Genomic DNA, 14,204 nt, shown 5'->3' on the forward strand with positions numbered 1-14,204 from the left:
ATCAGCCGCCCATTGAGCGAGTTGACGTACCCGTCGCGCTGCGCTGCATGCTGGTCTGTTTCGCCACAGATTCACCGAACCCGCCGCGGGTGATGGTGCTGGTGGTAGCCGGTTTCGGAGCCATCGCCGTTTTCGGTACGGTCACGGTGCGGCCAGGCGTTGCTGCGCCATAGCCTTTGCCGCTGGCATCGGTGTATTGGCCGTAGGCCGGGCTGGCCGGGTTTTTCGAGCTAAACAGCGGCTGCTGCTGGTAACCCGCACCGCCGCCCATCAGGCGGCCCATCATATAGCCGGCCATCAGTGGCATCCAGAAGCTGCCGCTGGACTGAGCTTGCGCCTGATTTTCTGGCGCCGTTCCCGCCTCAGCCGGTGTCTGTTGACACTGGCCTTCACCGAACTCTGCCACGCAGTCTTCGCGTGTGGCATATTTCGGTGCGGTACGTTCCGCTTCTTTCAGGGCGTTGTTATAGGCGGTCTTACATTCTGCCGCGTTACCGGTTGCGGCTGAGCAGTCCTCTGCGTTTTGATACAGAGAAACCGTTTCATCGCTTTTCTCACAGCCTGCCAGCATAAAGACAGCGGTAACCGCCAGCGCAACAGGGGTGAGGTGACGCGCGTTCCAGCTTTTGCGGAACGAAGCGTGATTTATGGATTTTGTCCGTTTCATATTTGTCTTCCAGGACCCAGTGGTTATAACGCTCAGGATAGAGGATGAGTGGTTGAAAATGAAGCGAAGAGGGTCGGAATCAGGGGGATCTTTACGTTGGCTTACGTTCGGATGTGATTCAGATGCTCCCTCTCCCTGTGGGAGAGGGCAGGGGTGAGGGCATCAGGCCGCAGTGGGCCTGATGACACTCTTAGTGACGGAACGGATTGCTGCCGGTGTTGGTACGCGCAGCGGCTGGCTGTGCAGCAGGCGCGCTGCTGTTAGCGTTGAAGTTATCAACCGCAGCAACCTGCTCCGGGTTCTCCGGTGCCACGCTGTCCGGCGAGGTTGAGACCGGTTTACCCAGCGCATTGTTCAGCGCCAGCAGGTCCTGCTCGTTCAGCGTACCCAGCGCCTGCTTGATGTTCAGCTGGTTAATCAGGTACTGGTAACGTGCGCTGGAGAGCTGCTGTTTCGCGTTATACAGCGTGGTGGTCGCGTCCAGCACGTCAACAATGGTACGGGTACCGACGGAGTAACCAGCTTCCATTGCATCCAGGGAGCTTTGGGCAGACACAACGGCCTGTTTATACGCGTTGATGCTGCTGATAGAAGCGTTCACGTTGTTGAACGAAGAGCGCACGGTCTGCACCACGTTGCGGTGGGCGCTTTCCAGCTGCTCGCTTGCGCCAACGAAGTTGTACTGCGCCTGTTTCACCTGAGAATTCACCAAACCGCCCTGATACAGCGGCAGTGAGAAGCTCAGGCCGACTTTGTTCTGGCCCTGGTTGCTGTCGTCATACTGGGCGGTGTTGGTTTTAGAACCGCTGTAGCTGGTATCAGACACGCCGGTGGAGGCGCTCAGGCTCAGGGTTGGCAGGTGGCCATCCTGCGCCTGACGAATCTGCTCGCGGGCCAGGTCCTGGCTCAGACGCGCCTGCAGTAAGGTCAGGTTGCGGTTTTCCGCTTCTTTCAGCAGGGCATTCACCGCCTGCGGCTTATCGGTCTTGAAGTTATCTACGTTCAGGGAAGCCAGTTCTGGATAGTAATTACCGGTGACCTGACGCAGAGATTCCAGCGCGTTGTCGAGGTTGTTACGCGCGGTCACTTCGTTGGCCAGTACGCTGTCGTACTGTGAACGGGCGTTCTGCACGTCAGTGATGGCGACCAGGCCCACGTTGAAACGCTGGGTGGTTTGATCTAACTGACGGTAAATTGCCTGTTTCTGCGCTTCAGTATAGGAGAGCGAGTCAATCGCGCTCAGCACGTTGAAGTACGCAGTCGCCGTGTTCAGGATCAGCGTTTGCTGGTCGGTCTGATAGGTCACATCCTGGATACCCGCGCTCTTTTCCTGCAGGGTCAGTGCGCGCCATTTGGACATATCAAACAGCGTCTGTGTTAATTGCAGTGAGGCGCTGGTAGCATTGGAGTTAACGCCGTTAGCGTCGCGGAAACCGTTGCTGTATGTATAATCTGCACCTAAACCTAACTGCGGCAGCAGTGGGCTACGCGCTTCGTTAATCTTTTCAAACGCAGCATCACGATCGGCCGCTGATTTACGTAAATCAGGGTTGCCCAGACGTGCCTGCTGGTAGACCTGTAACAGGTTTTCCGCCTGGCTCATTGCACTGAAGCCCGTCAGGCTCAGGCCGATAAGGATGGGGAGCAATTTCTTCATTTGCATTCCTTGTTGTGAAGCAGTATTAGCGCTGATCTAATTAAAAATAATTGCCGATTCTAACAGAATCATCCACACCAAAAGGTTGGCGTAATGTGCCATGTGGCGTTAATTTGCACCAATCTACCATATAGCCTTACAAACGGCAGCCAAACAGCCTTGAAATTCATAATTTCATCACCATTGCTACCAGGACTCGACTCATGCAAAAACCAGATAAGTTGCCCGTGACATTCGCCAAAAACGATGTAGAAATTATTGCACGAGAAACGCTTTATAGCGGTTTTTTTTCAATGGAACTTTACTGTTTCAGGCATCGCCTGTTTAACGGTGAGATGAGCGGCGAAATCAGGCGCGAAATTTTTGAGCGCGGGCATGCAGCAGTCTTGCTACCCTTTGACCCAGTGCGTGATGAAGTCGTACTGGTTGAGCAGATTCGCATTGCGGCGTATGACGTCAGTGAAAGCCCGTGGTTGCTGGAGATGGTCGCCGGCATGATCGAAGAGGGCGAGTCGGTTGAAGACGTTGCCCGCCGCGAGGCGCTGGAAGAGGCGGGGCTGATCGTTGGCCGCACAAAACCGGTGCTCAGCTATCTGGCCAGTCCGGGAGGCACCAGCGAGCGCTTGTCCATCATGGTGGGCGAAGTGGACGCCACGACCGCGGATGGGATCCACGGTCTGGCAGATGAAAACGAAGATATTCGGGTTCATGTGGTGAGTCGGGAGCAGGCTTACCAGTGGGTAGAAGAGGGGAAAATCGACAACGCAGCGTCTGTCATCGCCCTGCAATGGCTGCAACTGCATTATCAGACATTACGAAACGAGTGGAAAAAATGAAGCGTTATACACCTGACTTCCCAGAAATGATGCGCCTGTGCGAAACCAATTTCGCACAATTGCGCCGCCTGCTGCCGAGAAACGACGCACCCGGCGAAACGGTAAGCTATCAGGTGAGCAACGCGCAGTATCGATTAACGATAACAGAATCAACGCGCTACACTACGCTGGTGGAAATCGAACAAACGGCACCCAGCATTAGCTACTGGAGCCTGCCGTCAATGACGGTGCGGCTCTACCACGACGCGATGGTCGCTGAAGTGTGTTCAAGTCAGCAGATCTTTCGTTTTAAAGCGCGGTATGATTACCCGAATAAAAAGTTGCATCAACGCGACGAAAAGCATCAAATTAACCAGTTTTTAGCCGACTGGCTAAGATATTGTTTAGCACATGGAGCAATGGCGATTCCGGTTTGTTAGCGTCATAAACCTACCTAAGGACACCATTTGGAAAGCCTGTTGAACCTGACTGTTGCTGGTGGGGCACCAGTCAGGATATTACAAATCACCGATACTCACCTTTTTGCCGAAAAGCATGAAACGCTGCTGGGGGTGAACACCTGGGAGAGTTATCAGGCTGTACTTAGCGCTATTCACGCTGAAAATCGTGCCTGCGATCTGATCGTTGCAACGGGCGATCTGGCGCAGGATCAATCCTCCGCGGCCTACCAGCATTTTGCTGAAGGCATCGCGAGCTTTAGCGTGCCGTGCGTCTGGCTTCCGGGCAACCACGACTTTCAGCCTGCGATGTACAGCTCTCTTCAGGAGGCGGGGATCTCTCCGGCGAAGTGTGTGTTTGCCGGTGAGCAGTGGCAGATCCTGCTGCTCGACAGCCAGGTGTTTGGCGTCCCGCACGGTGAGTTAAGCGAGTTTCAGCTCGACTGGCTGGAGACCAAACTGGCCGCCGAACCGGCGCGACATACGCTGCTTTTGCTTCATCATCATCCGCTTCCGGCGGGCTGTAGCTGGCTCGATCAACACAGCCTGCGCAATTCTGCCGCCCTGGATAGCGTGCTGGTGAAATTCCCGCGCGTGAAGAATCTGCTGTGCGGACACATTCATCAGGAACAGGATCTCGACTGGAATGGCCGCCGTCTGCTGGCGACGCCGTCGACCTGCGTTCAGTTTAAGCCGCACTGCGCGAACTTTACCCTGGATACCATCGCGCCGGGCTGGCGCTGGCTGGAACTGCATGCGGATGGTTCACTGACCACGGAAGTCTGCCGTCTGGCAGGCGCGCAATTCCGCCCCGATACCGCTTCAGAAGGCTATTGATGTCTACGCTCCTCTACCTGCATGGGTTCAACAGCTCGCCGCGATCTGCCAAAGCGACACAGTTACGCCAGTGGCTGAGCGAGCATCATCCGCACGTTGAGATGATTATCCCGCAGCTGCCGCCTTATCCGGCAGAGGCGGCGGAGATGCTGGAATCCATTGTTCTGGAACACGGCGGCGAATCTTTCGGCGTGGTGGGTTCCTCGCTGGGAGGGTATTACGCCACATGGCTCTCGCAATGCTTTATGCTGCCCGCCGTTGTGGTTAACCCGGCGGTTCGACCGTTTGAGCTGCTGCGGGACTTTCTTGGCGAAAACGAGAACCCCTACACCGGCCAACAATATGTGCTAGAGTCACGCCATATTTACGATCTCAAAGTTATGCAGGTCGACCCGCTTGAAGCACCGGACCTGATCTGGCTGCTGCAACAAACGGGTGATGAAGTGCTGGATTACCGCCAGGCAGTGGCGTATTACGCCTCCTGCCGCCAGACTATAGAAGAGGGCGGAAATCATGCTTTCACGGGCTTTGAAGATCATTTCACCCAGATTGTCGATTTTCTTGGACTGCACAGCCTCTGACAATCAATGCGAATTGCTAGTTTAAATCATGACGCAAACCTATAACGCTGATGCCATTGAGGTACTCACCGGACTTGAGCCGGTTCGCCGCCGCCCGGGGATGTACACCGATACGACGCGCCCAAACCATCTGGGCCAGGAAGTTATTGATAACAGTGTCGACGAAGCGCTGGCAGGCCATGCCAAACGTGTCGACGTTATCCTGCATGCCGATCAGTCGCTGGAAGTTATCGACGACGGTCGCGGCATGCCGGTGGATATCCACCCGGAAGAGGGCGTACCGGCCGTTGAGCTGATCCTCTGCCGACTGCATGCGGGCGGTAAGTTCTCCAACAAGAACTACCAGTTCTCCGGTGGTTTGCACGGTGTGGGGATTTCCGTGGTTAACGCCCTGTCTAAGCGCGTGGAAGTGAACGTTCGCCGCGACGGCCAGGTGTATAACATCGCGTTTGAAAACGGCGAGAAAGTGCAGGATCTGCAGGTTGTCGGCACGTGCGGTAAACGCAACACCGGCACCAGCGTCCACTTCTGGCCTGACGAAAGCTTCTTCGACAGCCCACGTTTCTCCGTTTCTCGCCTGACGCACCTGCTGAAAGCTAAAGCGGTGCTGTGCCCTGGCGTGGAAATCACGTTTAAAGATAACGTCAACAATACCGAGCAGAGCTGGTGCTATGCCGACGGTCTGAACGACTACCTGTGCGAAGCGGTAAACGGCCTGCCGACGCTGCCGGAAAAACCGTTCGTCGGTAATTTCACCGGTGACACCGAAGCGGTGGACTGGGCGCTGCTGTGGCTGCCGGAAGGCGGTGAGCTGTTGACCGAAAGTTACGTCAACCTGATCCCAACCATGCTCGGCGGTACGCACGTTAACGGGCTGCGTCAGGGTCTGCTGGATGCGATGCGTGAATTCTGCGAATACCGCAACATTCTGCCGCGCGGCGTGAAGCTGTCGGCGGAAGATATCTGGGATCGCTGCGCCTACGTGCTTTCCGTGAAGATGCAGGATCCGCAGTTTGCCGGGCAAACCAAAGAGCGTCTCTCCTCGCGTCAGTGCGCGGCCTTTGTTTCCGGCGTGGTCAAAGATGCCTTCACCCTGTGGCTGAACCAGAACGTTCAGGCTGCAGAGATGCTGGCGGAAATGGCGATCTCCAGCGCGCAGCGTCGTCTGCGTGCGGCGAAGAAAGTGGTGCGTAAAAAGCTCACCAGCGGTCCTGCGTTGCCGGGCAAGCTGGCGGACTGTACCGCGCAGGATCTTAACCGTACCGAGCTGTTCCTGGTGGAAGGGGACTCGGCAGGCGGATCGGCCAAGCAGGCGCGCGACCGTGAATACCAGGCGATCATGCCGCTTAAAGGTAAAATCCTGAATACCTGGGAAGTCTCGTCCGATGAAGTGCTGGCCTCGCAGGAAGTGCATGATATCTCTGTTGCGATCGGTATCGATCCGGACAGCGAAGATCTTAGCCAGCTGCGCTACGGCAAAATCTGTATCCTCGCGGATGCGGACTCCGATGGTCTGCACATCGCCACGCTGTTGTGCGCACTCTTCGTGAAGCACTTCCGCACGCTGGTGAAAAACGGCCACGTCTACGTCGCGCTGCCGCCGCTCTACCGTATCGATCTCGGCAAAGAGGTGTACTACGCGCTGACGGAAGAAGAGAAAGCGGGCGTGCTGGAGCAGCTCAAGCGCAAGAAGGGCAAACCAAACGTTCAGCGCTTTAAAGGGCTGGGCGAGATGAACCCAATGCAACTGCGCGAAACCACGCTGGATCCTAACACTCGTCGTCTGGTTCAGTTGACCATCAGCGATGAAGACGAACAGCAAACCAACGCCATGATGGATATGCTGCTGGCCAAAAAACGTTCGGAAGACCGACGCAACTGGCTGCAGGAGAAAGGCGATATGGCGGATATTGAGGCCTGATGCCTCAGCCATAGCAATCGTAGGCCCGGTAAGCGCTAGCGCCACCGGGCTTTTTTACATCAAAACGCCATCTTCACCGTAAACTGCACTTCGCGCGGGTCGCCAATCTGGTTGCCCAGGTTGTTGGTCGCAATGGACGAGGTGTAGTAGGTTTTATCAAACAGGTTCTTCACGTTCACCTGCAGCGTCACCGGATACTGCAGCTTCATTTTGTAGGCCATAAAGGCATCGGCAACAAAGTATCCCGGCAAATAATAATCCGCACCGTTGGTCGCTGAACGACGGCTCACGCCGTGCCCACCGCCGCCAAGCGTCAGGGTATTCCCGCCGATCGCGTTATGAATGTCGTAAGTCAGGAACAGGGAACCGGTATGACGCGGCACGTTCGGCAGGGGCTTACCCGCGTAGTCTGGATCCTCCAGCACTTTGGCATCGGTGTAGCCGTAGCTGGCGATAATATTGGTATTTTCAGTCAGCGATCCGGCAAGATCCACCTCCACACCCTGCGAGCGTACGCGGCCAGCGGTTTTGGCGATGGTTTCACCCCCCACGCTTTCGTTGTACAGCACGTTGCGCTTGTGAATATCAAACAGCGCAATGTTGGCGGTAATGCCATCGAACAGGTCAAATTTAGCCCCCACTTCGTAAGCATTAGACGTTTCCGGCGGCAGGTCACCAATGTAGCTCGCAATGGATGATTGCGGCATAAACGTCTGGGAATAGTTAGCAAACAGCGAGACGGATGGCGTGAGCTTGTAGACCAGCCCCAGCTTCGGTGTCCACTGTTCATCGCGGCTGTCGGTATTCACATTGAACGGGCGGCCCTTGCCCGCATACTGGGTGTAATACTGGTAACGCAGCCCGGCAACGGCAATCCACTTATCGGTGAGATACAGGGCGTCCTGCGCGTAGGCGGAGTAGCTTTCCTGTTTGAGCGTCTGGTCGCTATCAGCGGCGGAGACGGTGGTGCATTTGCTGAGATTGCCGTAGGTCGGATGGTAGATATTGAAATCTTTAACGTTCTTACAGCGCATCATGTCCGTACGCAGCAGATCATAATTCTCATACGACACACCGGTCAGGATCTCATTATAAAAGCCCGCGATATCCACGTTCCCCTGCAGATCCGCACGCGTACTGTGCATACGCTGAGTCGAGCCCTGGGTTGCATCCACGCGGCGGGTCAGGTTACCCGTTTTGGCGTCATAGGCCATCACGCGCGCCTGGTTATCGCTGTATTTATCCTGGCTAAAGCTGTAGTCAAACTTCGCGGTCCACTGGCTGTTAAGACGGTATTCGGCGTTAAGCTGCGCCAGATCGGACTGCCCGTCGGTAACGTTAAACGGCTCGTCAAAGCGGGTTTTACGATCTACGTTTACCGGTTGTTTGGTGCTGAGATCGAAAATGGTTCCTCGATCGAACGGCGTCTTATAGTCGCGATGTGAATAGAGCACGGTCACGGTGGCATCATCACCAAACCAGGTCAACGACGGGGCGATAAAGGTGCTGCGCTCGTTGCCAAAATTACGCCAGTAATCTTCATCCTGATACTCGCCCGTCAGGCGATACGCCAGCCGCGTGCCGTCAATCGGGCCGGTGACATCAATCTGCCCGGTGCCGCCGCCAAAGCTTGAGGAGGTAGCGGAAATTGAGCCGCCGAAGCGGGTTTCCGGGCGTGTGGTAACCACGTTGATCAGGCCGCCAGGATCGAGAATGCCATACAGCGTTGAGGCCGGCCCTTTCAGCACCTCCACGCGCTCGGTCGCGGCATTAAAGCTGCGCGGCAGCACGGTGCGCAGGCCGTTGGTCATTATTGACCCGTCGCGGTTCGTACCAAATCCCCGGCGCACAAACGCATCCTGCGTACCGCCCAGGGTGTTGGTCTGCACCACGTTGCTGACGTTATAAAGGGCGTCATCAAGCGAAGTAGCGTGCTGATCTTCCAGCACTTTATCACTGACGGTATTCACCACCTGCGGAATATCCAGCATCGGCATGTTGGTTAGCGTGGCGGTGGAGGTGTTAAGCGGCTGATAGCCGTTTGTGGCCTCGGCCACGGCATGGGGATCGGCGGTGACGGTCAGCGTTTCGCCGTCGTTAGCCGTTGCGGTGTCGGCCGCCTGCACCAGCGGTGCCATAAACAGCAGTGAAAAGAGCGCGCGCCCTTTTACCCCAGAGAGAGAAGGTGTGAACGTAGCCATTACATCTGTTTTCCCAAAAGATCCCGCGCATGAAGGGCGCGGAAGAATGTATGAGTCATTGCCCTTAATTGTCTGCTCGTTAGCCGTGTGGCATCGAACATGTAATTGAGAATCATTCAATCATGCGGCAATGTAGTAGTAAATGGAAAAAAGCAAAAATCGGCTACAGCCTGAAACCTCCCGTCCTGATATAAGTAGATTCCATATAATTCATTGAAAAATCTTAAATAAAAAATAACACCGCCGCTGAAGTACCTGTTATTTAACCCTGGCTTTATCAGGGTGTTTATCCCCTTGACTACTACATGGCGCAGCGGCAAACTCTCAAAAGAGAATGAGTTTTATTTTTATTTGTTCGATTTTTTATTAAGTTGGCATTCACGTGGCGCACAACACCCATAAACCGGGGCTGGTTCTTGAGAACCTCTCCGCGGGCTATCAGAAAAAAATCATCGTCGATGATATCTCCCTTGCGATCCCCCGGCAGAAAATGACCGTGCTGGTAGGGGCGAACGGCTGTGGAAAATCCACGCTGCTGAGCACTATCGCGCGTCTGCTGCAACCGCTTGGCGGGGCCGCGCTGCTTGATGGCAAAGCCATTCACGAGCAACCAACCAGAGCGGTAGCCCGCCAGCTGGGGATCCTGCCGCAATCTCCGCTGCTGCCGGAAGGGCTGACCGTGTTTGAGCTGGTATCACGCGGCCGTTTTCCCTGGCAAAATTTTATGCGCCAGTGGAGCGATGAAGACGAGCAGGCCGTTGAAGAGGCTCTGCACCTGACCGGTACGGCAGAGTTTGCACATCAGCCCGTCGAAAGCCTCTCCGGCGGCCAGCGCCAGCGCTGCTGGATCGCAATGGCCCTGGCGCAGCAAACGCCCTATATCCTGCTGGATGAACCGACAACCTTTCTCGATCTTCGCTATCAGGTGGAGATCCTCGAGCTGCTGCATACCCTGACCCGCCAGCATGGCCGTACGGTGGTGGTGGTGCTCCACGATCTCAACTTCGCCGTCAACTATGGCGATTCCCTGGTCTTTTTACGCCAGGGCAAAGTCGAGGGAGTATTGCATGAAGGCGACGTCTGCACGCCGGAACTCATCAAAGCGGTGTTTAATGTCGATGTCCATATGTCGGTTAATCCCCTGACCGGTAAGCCGTTCTTTATGCCATTCCGCCAGGCGGCGGAAAAATCATGATGCGAACGTCACTGGCTTTCCTGCTGTTTGCCTTGCTGCTGGTGATGGGCGCGATTGCCCATCTGGGTATCGGTGCGCGTGTCATTGCTCCCCAGACGGTGGTGCAGGCCTTGCTTCATTTCGACCCGCGCAATTTCGATCACAACGTGATTGTCAGATTACGCCTGATACGGCTGGCTGCCGCCATGGTCACCGGGGCGGCGCTGGGCGTGGCGGGCGTGTTGTTACAGTCGGTGATCCGTAACCCGCTGGGCGAGCCGCATATTCTGGGGCTTAACGCGGGGGCGGCGCTGGCCGTGGTGCTGACCAGCGCGCTTGGGTTTATCTTGCCGTTTGGTCGCCCGCTGATTGCCGCTGTCGGTGCCGCCGCGCTGTTTATGCTGGTGCTGACGTTCTCCTCTTCAGGGCGAACCGGCCTCACGCCAATGAAAATTACCTTATGCGGCGTGGCGATGTCGGCGTTTGCGTCGTCGATTACCGCCACGGTGCTGATTCTGGATGAACAGACGCTGCTTGCCATGCGCACCTGGCTGGCGGGAGATCTTGCCGGGCTTAACGCGGAGATCGTTCGCAGCGCATCCTGGGTTGCCGCTGTGGGGGTCGCTCTGGCGCTCTGGCTGTCGCCATCGCTCAATATGCTGGCCCTGGGCGACCGGATGGCGCAGGGGCTGGGCGTGTCGCTGCTCAAAACTCGCCTTTTGGCTCTGCTGGCGATTGCGCTGCTTTGCGGCGCAGCCGTCTCCATTGCTGGGCCGATTGGTTTTATTGGCCTGGTCGTGCCGCAGCTTATCCGCCGTCTGGTGTCGGTGGACTTACGCGTGATGGTGCCGCTTTCTGCCCTGTGCGGGGCACTGGTGTTACTGCTGGCGGATATCGCGGCCCGTACGCTGTTTACGCCGTATGAGCTGGCGACCGGGATCATGACCGCGCTGGTGGGTGCTCCTCTCTTTATCCTGATGGCATCAAGGATGTTCAAATGAGCCGGGCCGGATTGCGTGCATGGCGTGTCGGGCCGTTTTCCGGGCAGGTACGCCCGGCGGCAGTGGCGCGCGTTACGCTTATCGCTCTAATGGGCATTCTCCTGCTGGGGTTTGGCCTGACGCACGGTTCGCTTCCCATTCCCACTTCCGCCATCGGGCGCGCGCTGTTCTCCGGGCAACCCCTGGAGGCGGATGCGCGTTATATCGTGATGGATATCCGCCTGCCACGGTTGCTGATGGCCATTTTAAGCGGCGCGATGCTAGGCATGGCGGGGGCGGCGATGCAGTCCATCACCCGCAATGGCCTGGCCGATCCGGGGCTTATCGGCGTGAAAGAGGGCTGCAGCGCGGCGGTGCTGCTGCTGATTTTTCAGTTCCCTGCGCTGGGGCTGGCCTGGCGTCCGCTGGTCGGGATGGCCGGTGGTCTCATTACCGCGCTGCTGGTGGTGGCGCTGGCCCGCGATATCTCGCGTCCGCGTTTTATTCTGATTGGGATTGGCGTGTCATGGGCTTTCTCTGCGGCAATGGGGATCTTTATGACCACCGCCGACGTGCGCGATGTGCAGACGGCGATGCTGTGGCTGGCGGGGAGCCTGCACGCGGCAAACTGGACGCTGGTCGGTATCGCCGCAGCCTGGGCGGCCCCGGCGTTTGCGCTGCTGCTCTTTACTGCCCGCGCGGCTGACGTGGCATTGCTGGGTAACCACGCCGCAACGGGGCTCGGGGTTCGCACCGCACGATTAGCGCTACTGCGCGTTCTCGCGCCGGTGGTGTTAACGGCGGCCTGTGTCTCCTGCGTGGGGAGTATTGGTTTTGTGGGGCTGATTGCGCCGCATATGGCGCGTCTGGTGATGCGCGGTGGGCAAACCGCGTTGTTGATGGGCAGTGCCGTGCTGGGGGCGCTGCTGGTGCTGCTGGCGGATACCGTCGGGCGGCTGGCATTCCTGCCGTTGCAGTTACCGGCGGGGATTGTGATTTCACTGATTGGCGGACCGTTTTTCCTGCTGCTGCTCTGGCAGCGTCGGGACAGATTTTAGAGGACTATGATGCGCGTATTTGTTTCGATGCTGTTGCTGATAGGGTTTGCGGTGGGTGCGGCAGAGCCGACGCAGACGTTCACTGACGATCTCGGGCGTAAGGTGGAGGTGCCGCTTCACCCGAAGCGGATCGTCTCGCTGCACGACCTGGATATCACCATTCCACTGATTGAGCTTGGCGTACCGCCCGTCGCCAGCCACGGCCGCACGCGCCCGGACGGCAGCCATTTTCTGCGCGCCAGCGGCATGCTGACGGGGGTGGATTTCGATAATTCCGACATCAAATTCATCGGCACGGCGGATATCGACATTGAAGCCATTGCCGCCGCCAAACCCGATCTGATCATCACCGAGCCGACCCGCAACACGCCGGTGGAACAGCTGGAGAAGATTGCCCCGACGGTGAGTATCGACCATCTCGACGGCGGTGCACCGGAGATCTACCGCAAGCTGGCGCAGCTCACCGGTACGCAGGCGCGGCTGAAAATCCTGGAGCGCCGCTATCAGGAACAAATCAAGGCGCTGAAGGCGACCATCGATACGCGCAAAATCACCGTGTCGGTGATTCAGGCTAACCAGGGAAAAATCAATGCCATGCACAGCTACCACTCTTTAGGCCGCGTGCTGCGTGACGCCGGATTTACCTTCCCGCCGCTGATTGAGAGTATCCCGGAAGGGGGACGGATTGACGTCAGCGCCGAACGTCTGCCGGAGCTGGACGCCGATTTTGTCTTTGCCACCTGGCGCGGCGACACCGGGGGTAAACCGCAGGACGAGCTGGCGGCGATGGAGGCGGTGATGCCGGGCTGGTGCCAGTTCCTGAACGCCTGTCGGACCGGCCACTACGTGCTGATTTCACGCGAAGAGGCCATTTCGAACTCCTTCGCCTCTTTAGGGCTGATGGCCGCGCAGGTACAGTCGCAGATTGCCGGGCGGCCATTGCCGGAGGTATCACCGTGATCCGTAAAGAGAAAGGGCGTGTGGATGTTTACGGGGAGCGCTTTCGCGCACGTGCACATCATCTGACGCCGCGTCTGCTGCAGGTGGCGCGCTACATCAACGAGAACCGGGAAGCGGTGATGGAGCAGACGGCAATGGAGATCGCCACGCTGCTAAAAACCTCGGACGCCACCGTGGTCCGCGCGATCCAGGCGCTGGGTTTTGCCGGGCTGCGCGATCTGAAGCAGACGCTGGAGCAGTGGTTTGGTCCGGTGGTGACATCCAGCGAAAAGATCTCCTCAACGGTCAACACGCTCACCAGCGACGTTAACGCGAGCATCGATTTTGTGCTGGAAGGGCATCAGCACACCTGTGAGGTCTTGTCGCAACCGCACAACCGCTATGCGATGGCGCAGGCGGTGTCGCTGCTGGCACAGGCCAGGCAGGTGGCGATCTTCGGCATTGGTGCCTCCGGTATTCTGGCCGAGTACACCGCCAGATTATTCAGCCGGATGGGGCTCCCCGCCATGCCGCTCAACCGCACCGGGATAGGCCTTGCCGAACAGTTGATTGCGCTCCAGCGCGGCGATGTGCTGGTGATGATGGCGCAAAAATCTGCACACCGAGAAGGACAAACCACGTTGCGGGAAGCCAAACGTCTGGGGATCCCGACGATTTTGCTGACCAACGCCCTGGACTCACGTTTCAGCAAAGAGGCCAGCGTGGTGATCCATGTGCCGCGCGGCGGAGAAAAGGGCAAAATCCCGCTGCACGGTACGGTGCTGCTGTGCCTGGAGATGATTATTTTGTCCGTCGCCTCCACCGAGCCGCAGCGCACCATCAAATCCATGAAGCGCATCAACGAGTTTCATCGTGGGTTAAAGCCGGGGAAGAAGAGCGGTTAAAGCATGCCGGG

The 14,204-nt window shown here is 57.4% G+C and carries 13 protein-coding genes; 10 read left to right on the top strand and 3 right to left on the bottom strand.

All coding sequences use genetic code 11. From position 1 onward, the window contains the following. Position 1: 1 nt before the first annotated feature. Positions 2–667 (bottom strand): DUF1190 family protein, encoded by a 666-nt coding sequence (locus ACOTZF_RS14040; protein WP_020689477.1) that lies wholly within the window; start codon positions 665–667, stop codon positions 2–4. Positions 668–857: 190 nt separating this feature from the next. Next, positions 858–2,324, bottom strand: coding sequence for an outer membrane channel protein TolC (gene tolC, locus ACOTZF_RS14045; protein WP_020689478.1), 1,467 nt, complete (start codon positions 2,322–2,324; stop codon positions 858–860). 203 nt (positions 2,325–2,527) lie between these two features. Between tolC and nudF the strand changes: the two genes are divergently transcribed. Genes nudF through parE form a run of 5 tightly spaced genes read left to right on the top strand, consistent with a single transcriptional unit; the run spans position 2,528 to position 6,936 of the window. After that, positions 2,528–3,160, top strand: a complete 633-nt coding sequence (gene nudF / locus ACOTZF_RS14050) for an ADP-ribose diphosphatase (RefSeq protein WP_129252093.1) — start codon at positions 2,528–2,530, stop codon at positions 3,158–3,160. Further along, entirely contained in the window at positions 3,157–3,579 is a 423-nt protein-coding gene (locus tag ACOTZF_RS14055; RefSeq protein WP_003862516.1) for a DUF1249 family protein, read from the top strand. Before nudF ends, ACOTZF_RS14055 begins: the two co-directional genes overlap by 4 nt. 27 nt (positions 3,580–3,606) lie before the next feature. Then, positions 3,607–4,434, top strand: a complete 828-nt coding sequence (cpdA, locus tag ACOTZF_RS14060; RefSeq protein WP_020689480.1) for a 3',5'-cyclic-AMP phosphodiesterase — start codon at positions 3,607–3,609, stop codon at positions 4,432–4,434. Next, positions 4,434–5,015 carry an esterase YqiA gene (yqiA, locus tag ACOTZF_RS14065; RefSeq protein WP_014833291.1) on the top strand — a complete coding sequence of 194 codons (582 nt, stop codon included), beginning with the start codon at positions 4,434–4,436 and terminating at the stop codon, positions 5,013–5,015. The genes cpdA and yqiA overlap by 1 nt, the downstream gene beginning before the upstream one ends. A 28-nt stretch (positions 5,016–5,043) precedes the next feature. Beyond that, complete coding sequence (gene parE / locus ACOTZF_RS14070; protein WP_013098740.1) at positions 5,044–6,936, top strand: DNA topoisomerase IV subunit B; 1,893 nt, start codon at positions 5,044–5,046, stop codon at positions 6,934–6,936. Positions 6,937–6,995: 59 nt separating this feature from the next. Here parE and ACOTZF_RS14075 read toward each other — a convergent pair whose 3' ends face one another. After that, entirely contained in the window at positions 6,996–9,137 is a 2,142-nt protein-coding gene (locus ACOTZF_RS14075; RefSeq protein WP_129252095.1) for a TonB-dependent siderophore receptor, read from the bottom strand. A 382-nt stretch (positions 9,138–9,519) separates the two neighbouring features. Here ACOTZF_RS14075 and ACOTZF_RS14080 point away from each other — a divergent pair, with 382 nt between their 5' ends. The 5 genes from ACOTZF_RS14080 to ACOTZF_RS14100 are packed head-to-tail and all read left to right on the top strand — an operon-like array spanning position 9,520 to position 14,193. Then, entirely contained in the window at positions 9,520–10,332 is an 813-nt protein-coding gene (locus ACOTZF_RS14080; RefSeq protein WP_129252097.1) for an ABC transporter ATP-binding protein, read from the top strand. Then, entirely contained in the window at positions 10,329–11,312 is a 984-nt protein-coding gene (locus ACOTZF_RS14085) for a FecCD family ABC transporter permease (RefSeq protein ID WP_129252099.1), read from the top strand. Before ACOTZF_RS14080 ends, ACOTZF_RS14085 begins: the two co-directional genes overlap by 4 nt. Then, entirely contained in the window at positions 11,309–12,349 is a 1,041-nt protein-coding gene (locus tag ACOTZF_RS14090; protein WP_097534832.1) for a FecCD family ABC transporter permease, read from the top strand. Before ACOTZF_RS14085 ends, ACOTZF_RS14090 begins: the two co-directional genes overlap by 4 nt. 9 nt (positions 12,350–12,358) lie before the next feature. Next, positions 12,359–13,309 (top strand): iron-siderophore ABC transporter substrate-binding protein, encoded by a 951-nt coding sequence (locus ACOTZF_RS14095; protein ID WP_129252119.1) that lies wholly within the window; start codon positions 12,359–12,361, stop codon positions 13,307–13,309. Further along, on the top strand, positions 13,306–14,193 hold the full coding sequence (locus tag ACOTZF_RS14100; RefSeq protein ID WP_013098734.1) for a MurR/RpiR family transcriptional regulator: 888 nt from the start codon (positions 13,306–13,308) through the stop codon (positions 14,191–14,193). Before ACOTZF_RS14095 ends, ACOTZF_RS14100 begins: the two co-directional genes overlap by 4 nt. Positions 14,194–14,204 lie beyond the last annotated feature (11 nt).

The organism is Enterobacter cloacae complex sp. SHL021 (assembly GCF_049237765.1).
In the GTDB taxonomy this organism is placed as follows: Bacteria; Pseudomonadota; Gammaproteobacteria; order Enterobacterales; family Enterobacteriaceae; genus Enterobacter; species Enterobacter cloacae.

Bases quoted from the DNA above. Each gene is read 5' to 3' on its own strand.
- ACOTZF_RS14085 (WP_129252099.1), top strand. From the start codon at position 10,329: ATGATGCGAACGTCACTGGCTTTCCTGCTGTTTGCCTTGCTGCTGGTG.
- yqiA (WP_014833291.1), top strand. From the start codon at position 4,434: ATGTCTACGCTCCTCTACCTGCATGGGTTCAACAGCTCGCCGCGATCT.
- ACOTZF_RS14055 (WP_003862516.1), top strand. From the start codon at position 3,157: ATGAAGCGTTATACACCTGACTTCCCAGAAATGATGCGCCTGTGCGAA.
- ACOTZF_RS14090 (WP_097534832.1), top strand. From the start codon at position 11,309: ATGAGCCGGGCCGGATTGCGTGCATGGCGTGTCGGGCCGTTTTCCGGG.
- ACOTZF_RS14040 (WP_020689477.1), bottom strand. From the start codon at position 667: ATGAAACGGACAAAATCCATAAATCACGCTTCGTTCCGCAAAAGCTGG.
- parE (WP_013098740.1), top strand. From the start codon at position 5,044: ATGACGCAAACCTATAACGCTGATGCCATTGAGGTACTCACCGGACTT.
- ACOTZF_RS14075 (WP_129252095.1), bottom strand. From the start codon at position 9,137: ATGGCTACGTTCACACCTTCTCTCTCTGGGGTAAAAGGGCGCGCGCTC.
- tolC (WP_020689478.1), bottom strand. From the start codon at position 2,324: ATGAAGAAATTGCTCCCCATCCTTATCGGCCTGAGCCTGACGGGCTTC.
- ACOTZF_RS14095 (WP_129252119.1), top strand. From the start codon at position 12,359: ATGCGCGTATTTGTTTCGATGCTGTTGCTGATAGGGTTTGCGGTGGGT.
- nudF (WP_129252093.1), top strand. From the start codon at position 2,528: ATGCAAAAACCAGATAAGTTGCCCGTGACATTCGCCAAAAACGATGTA.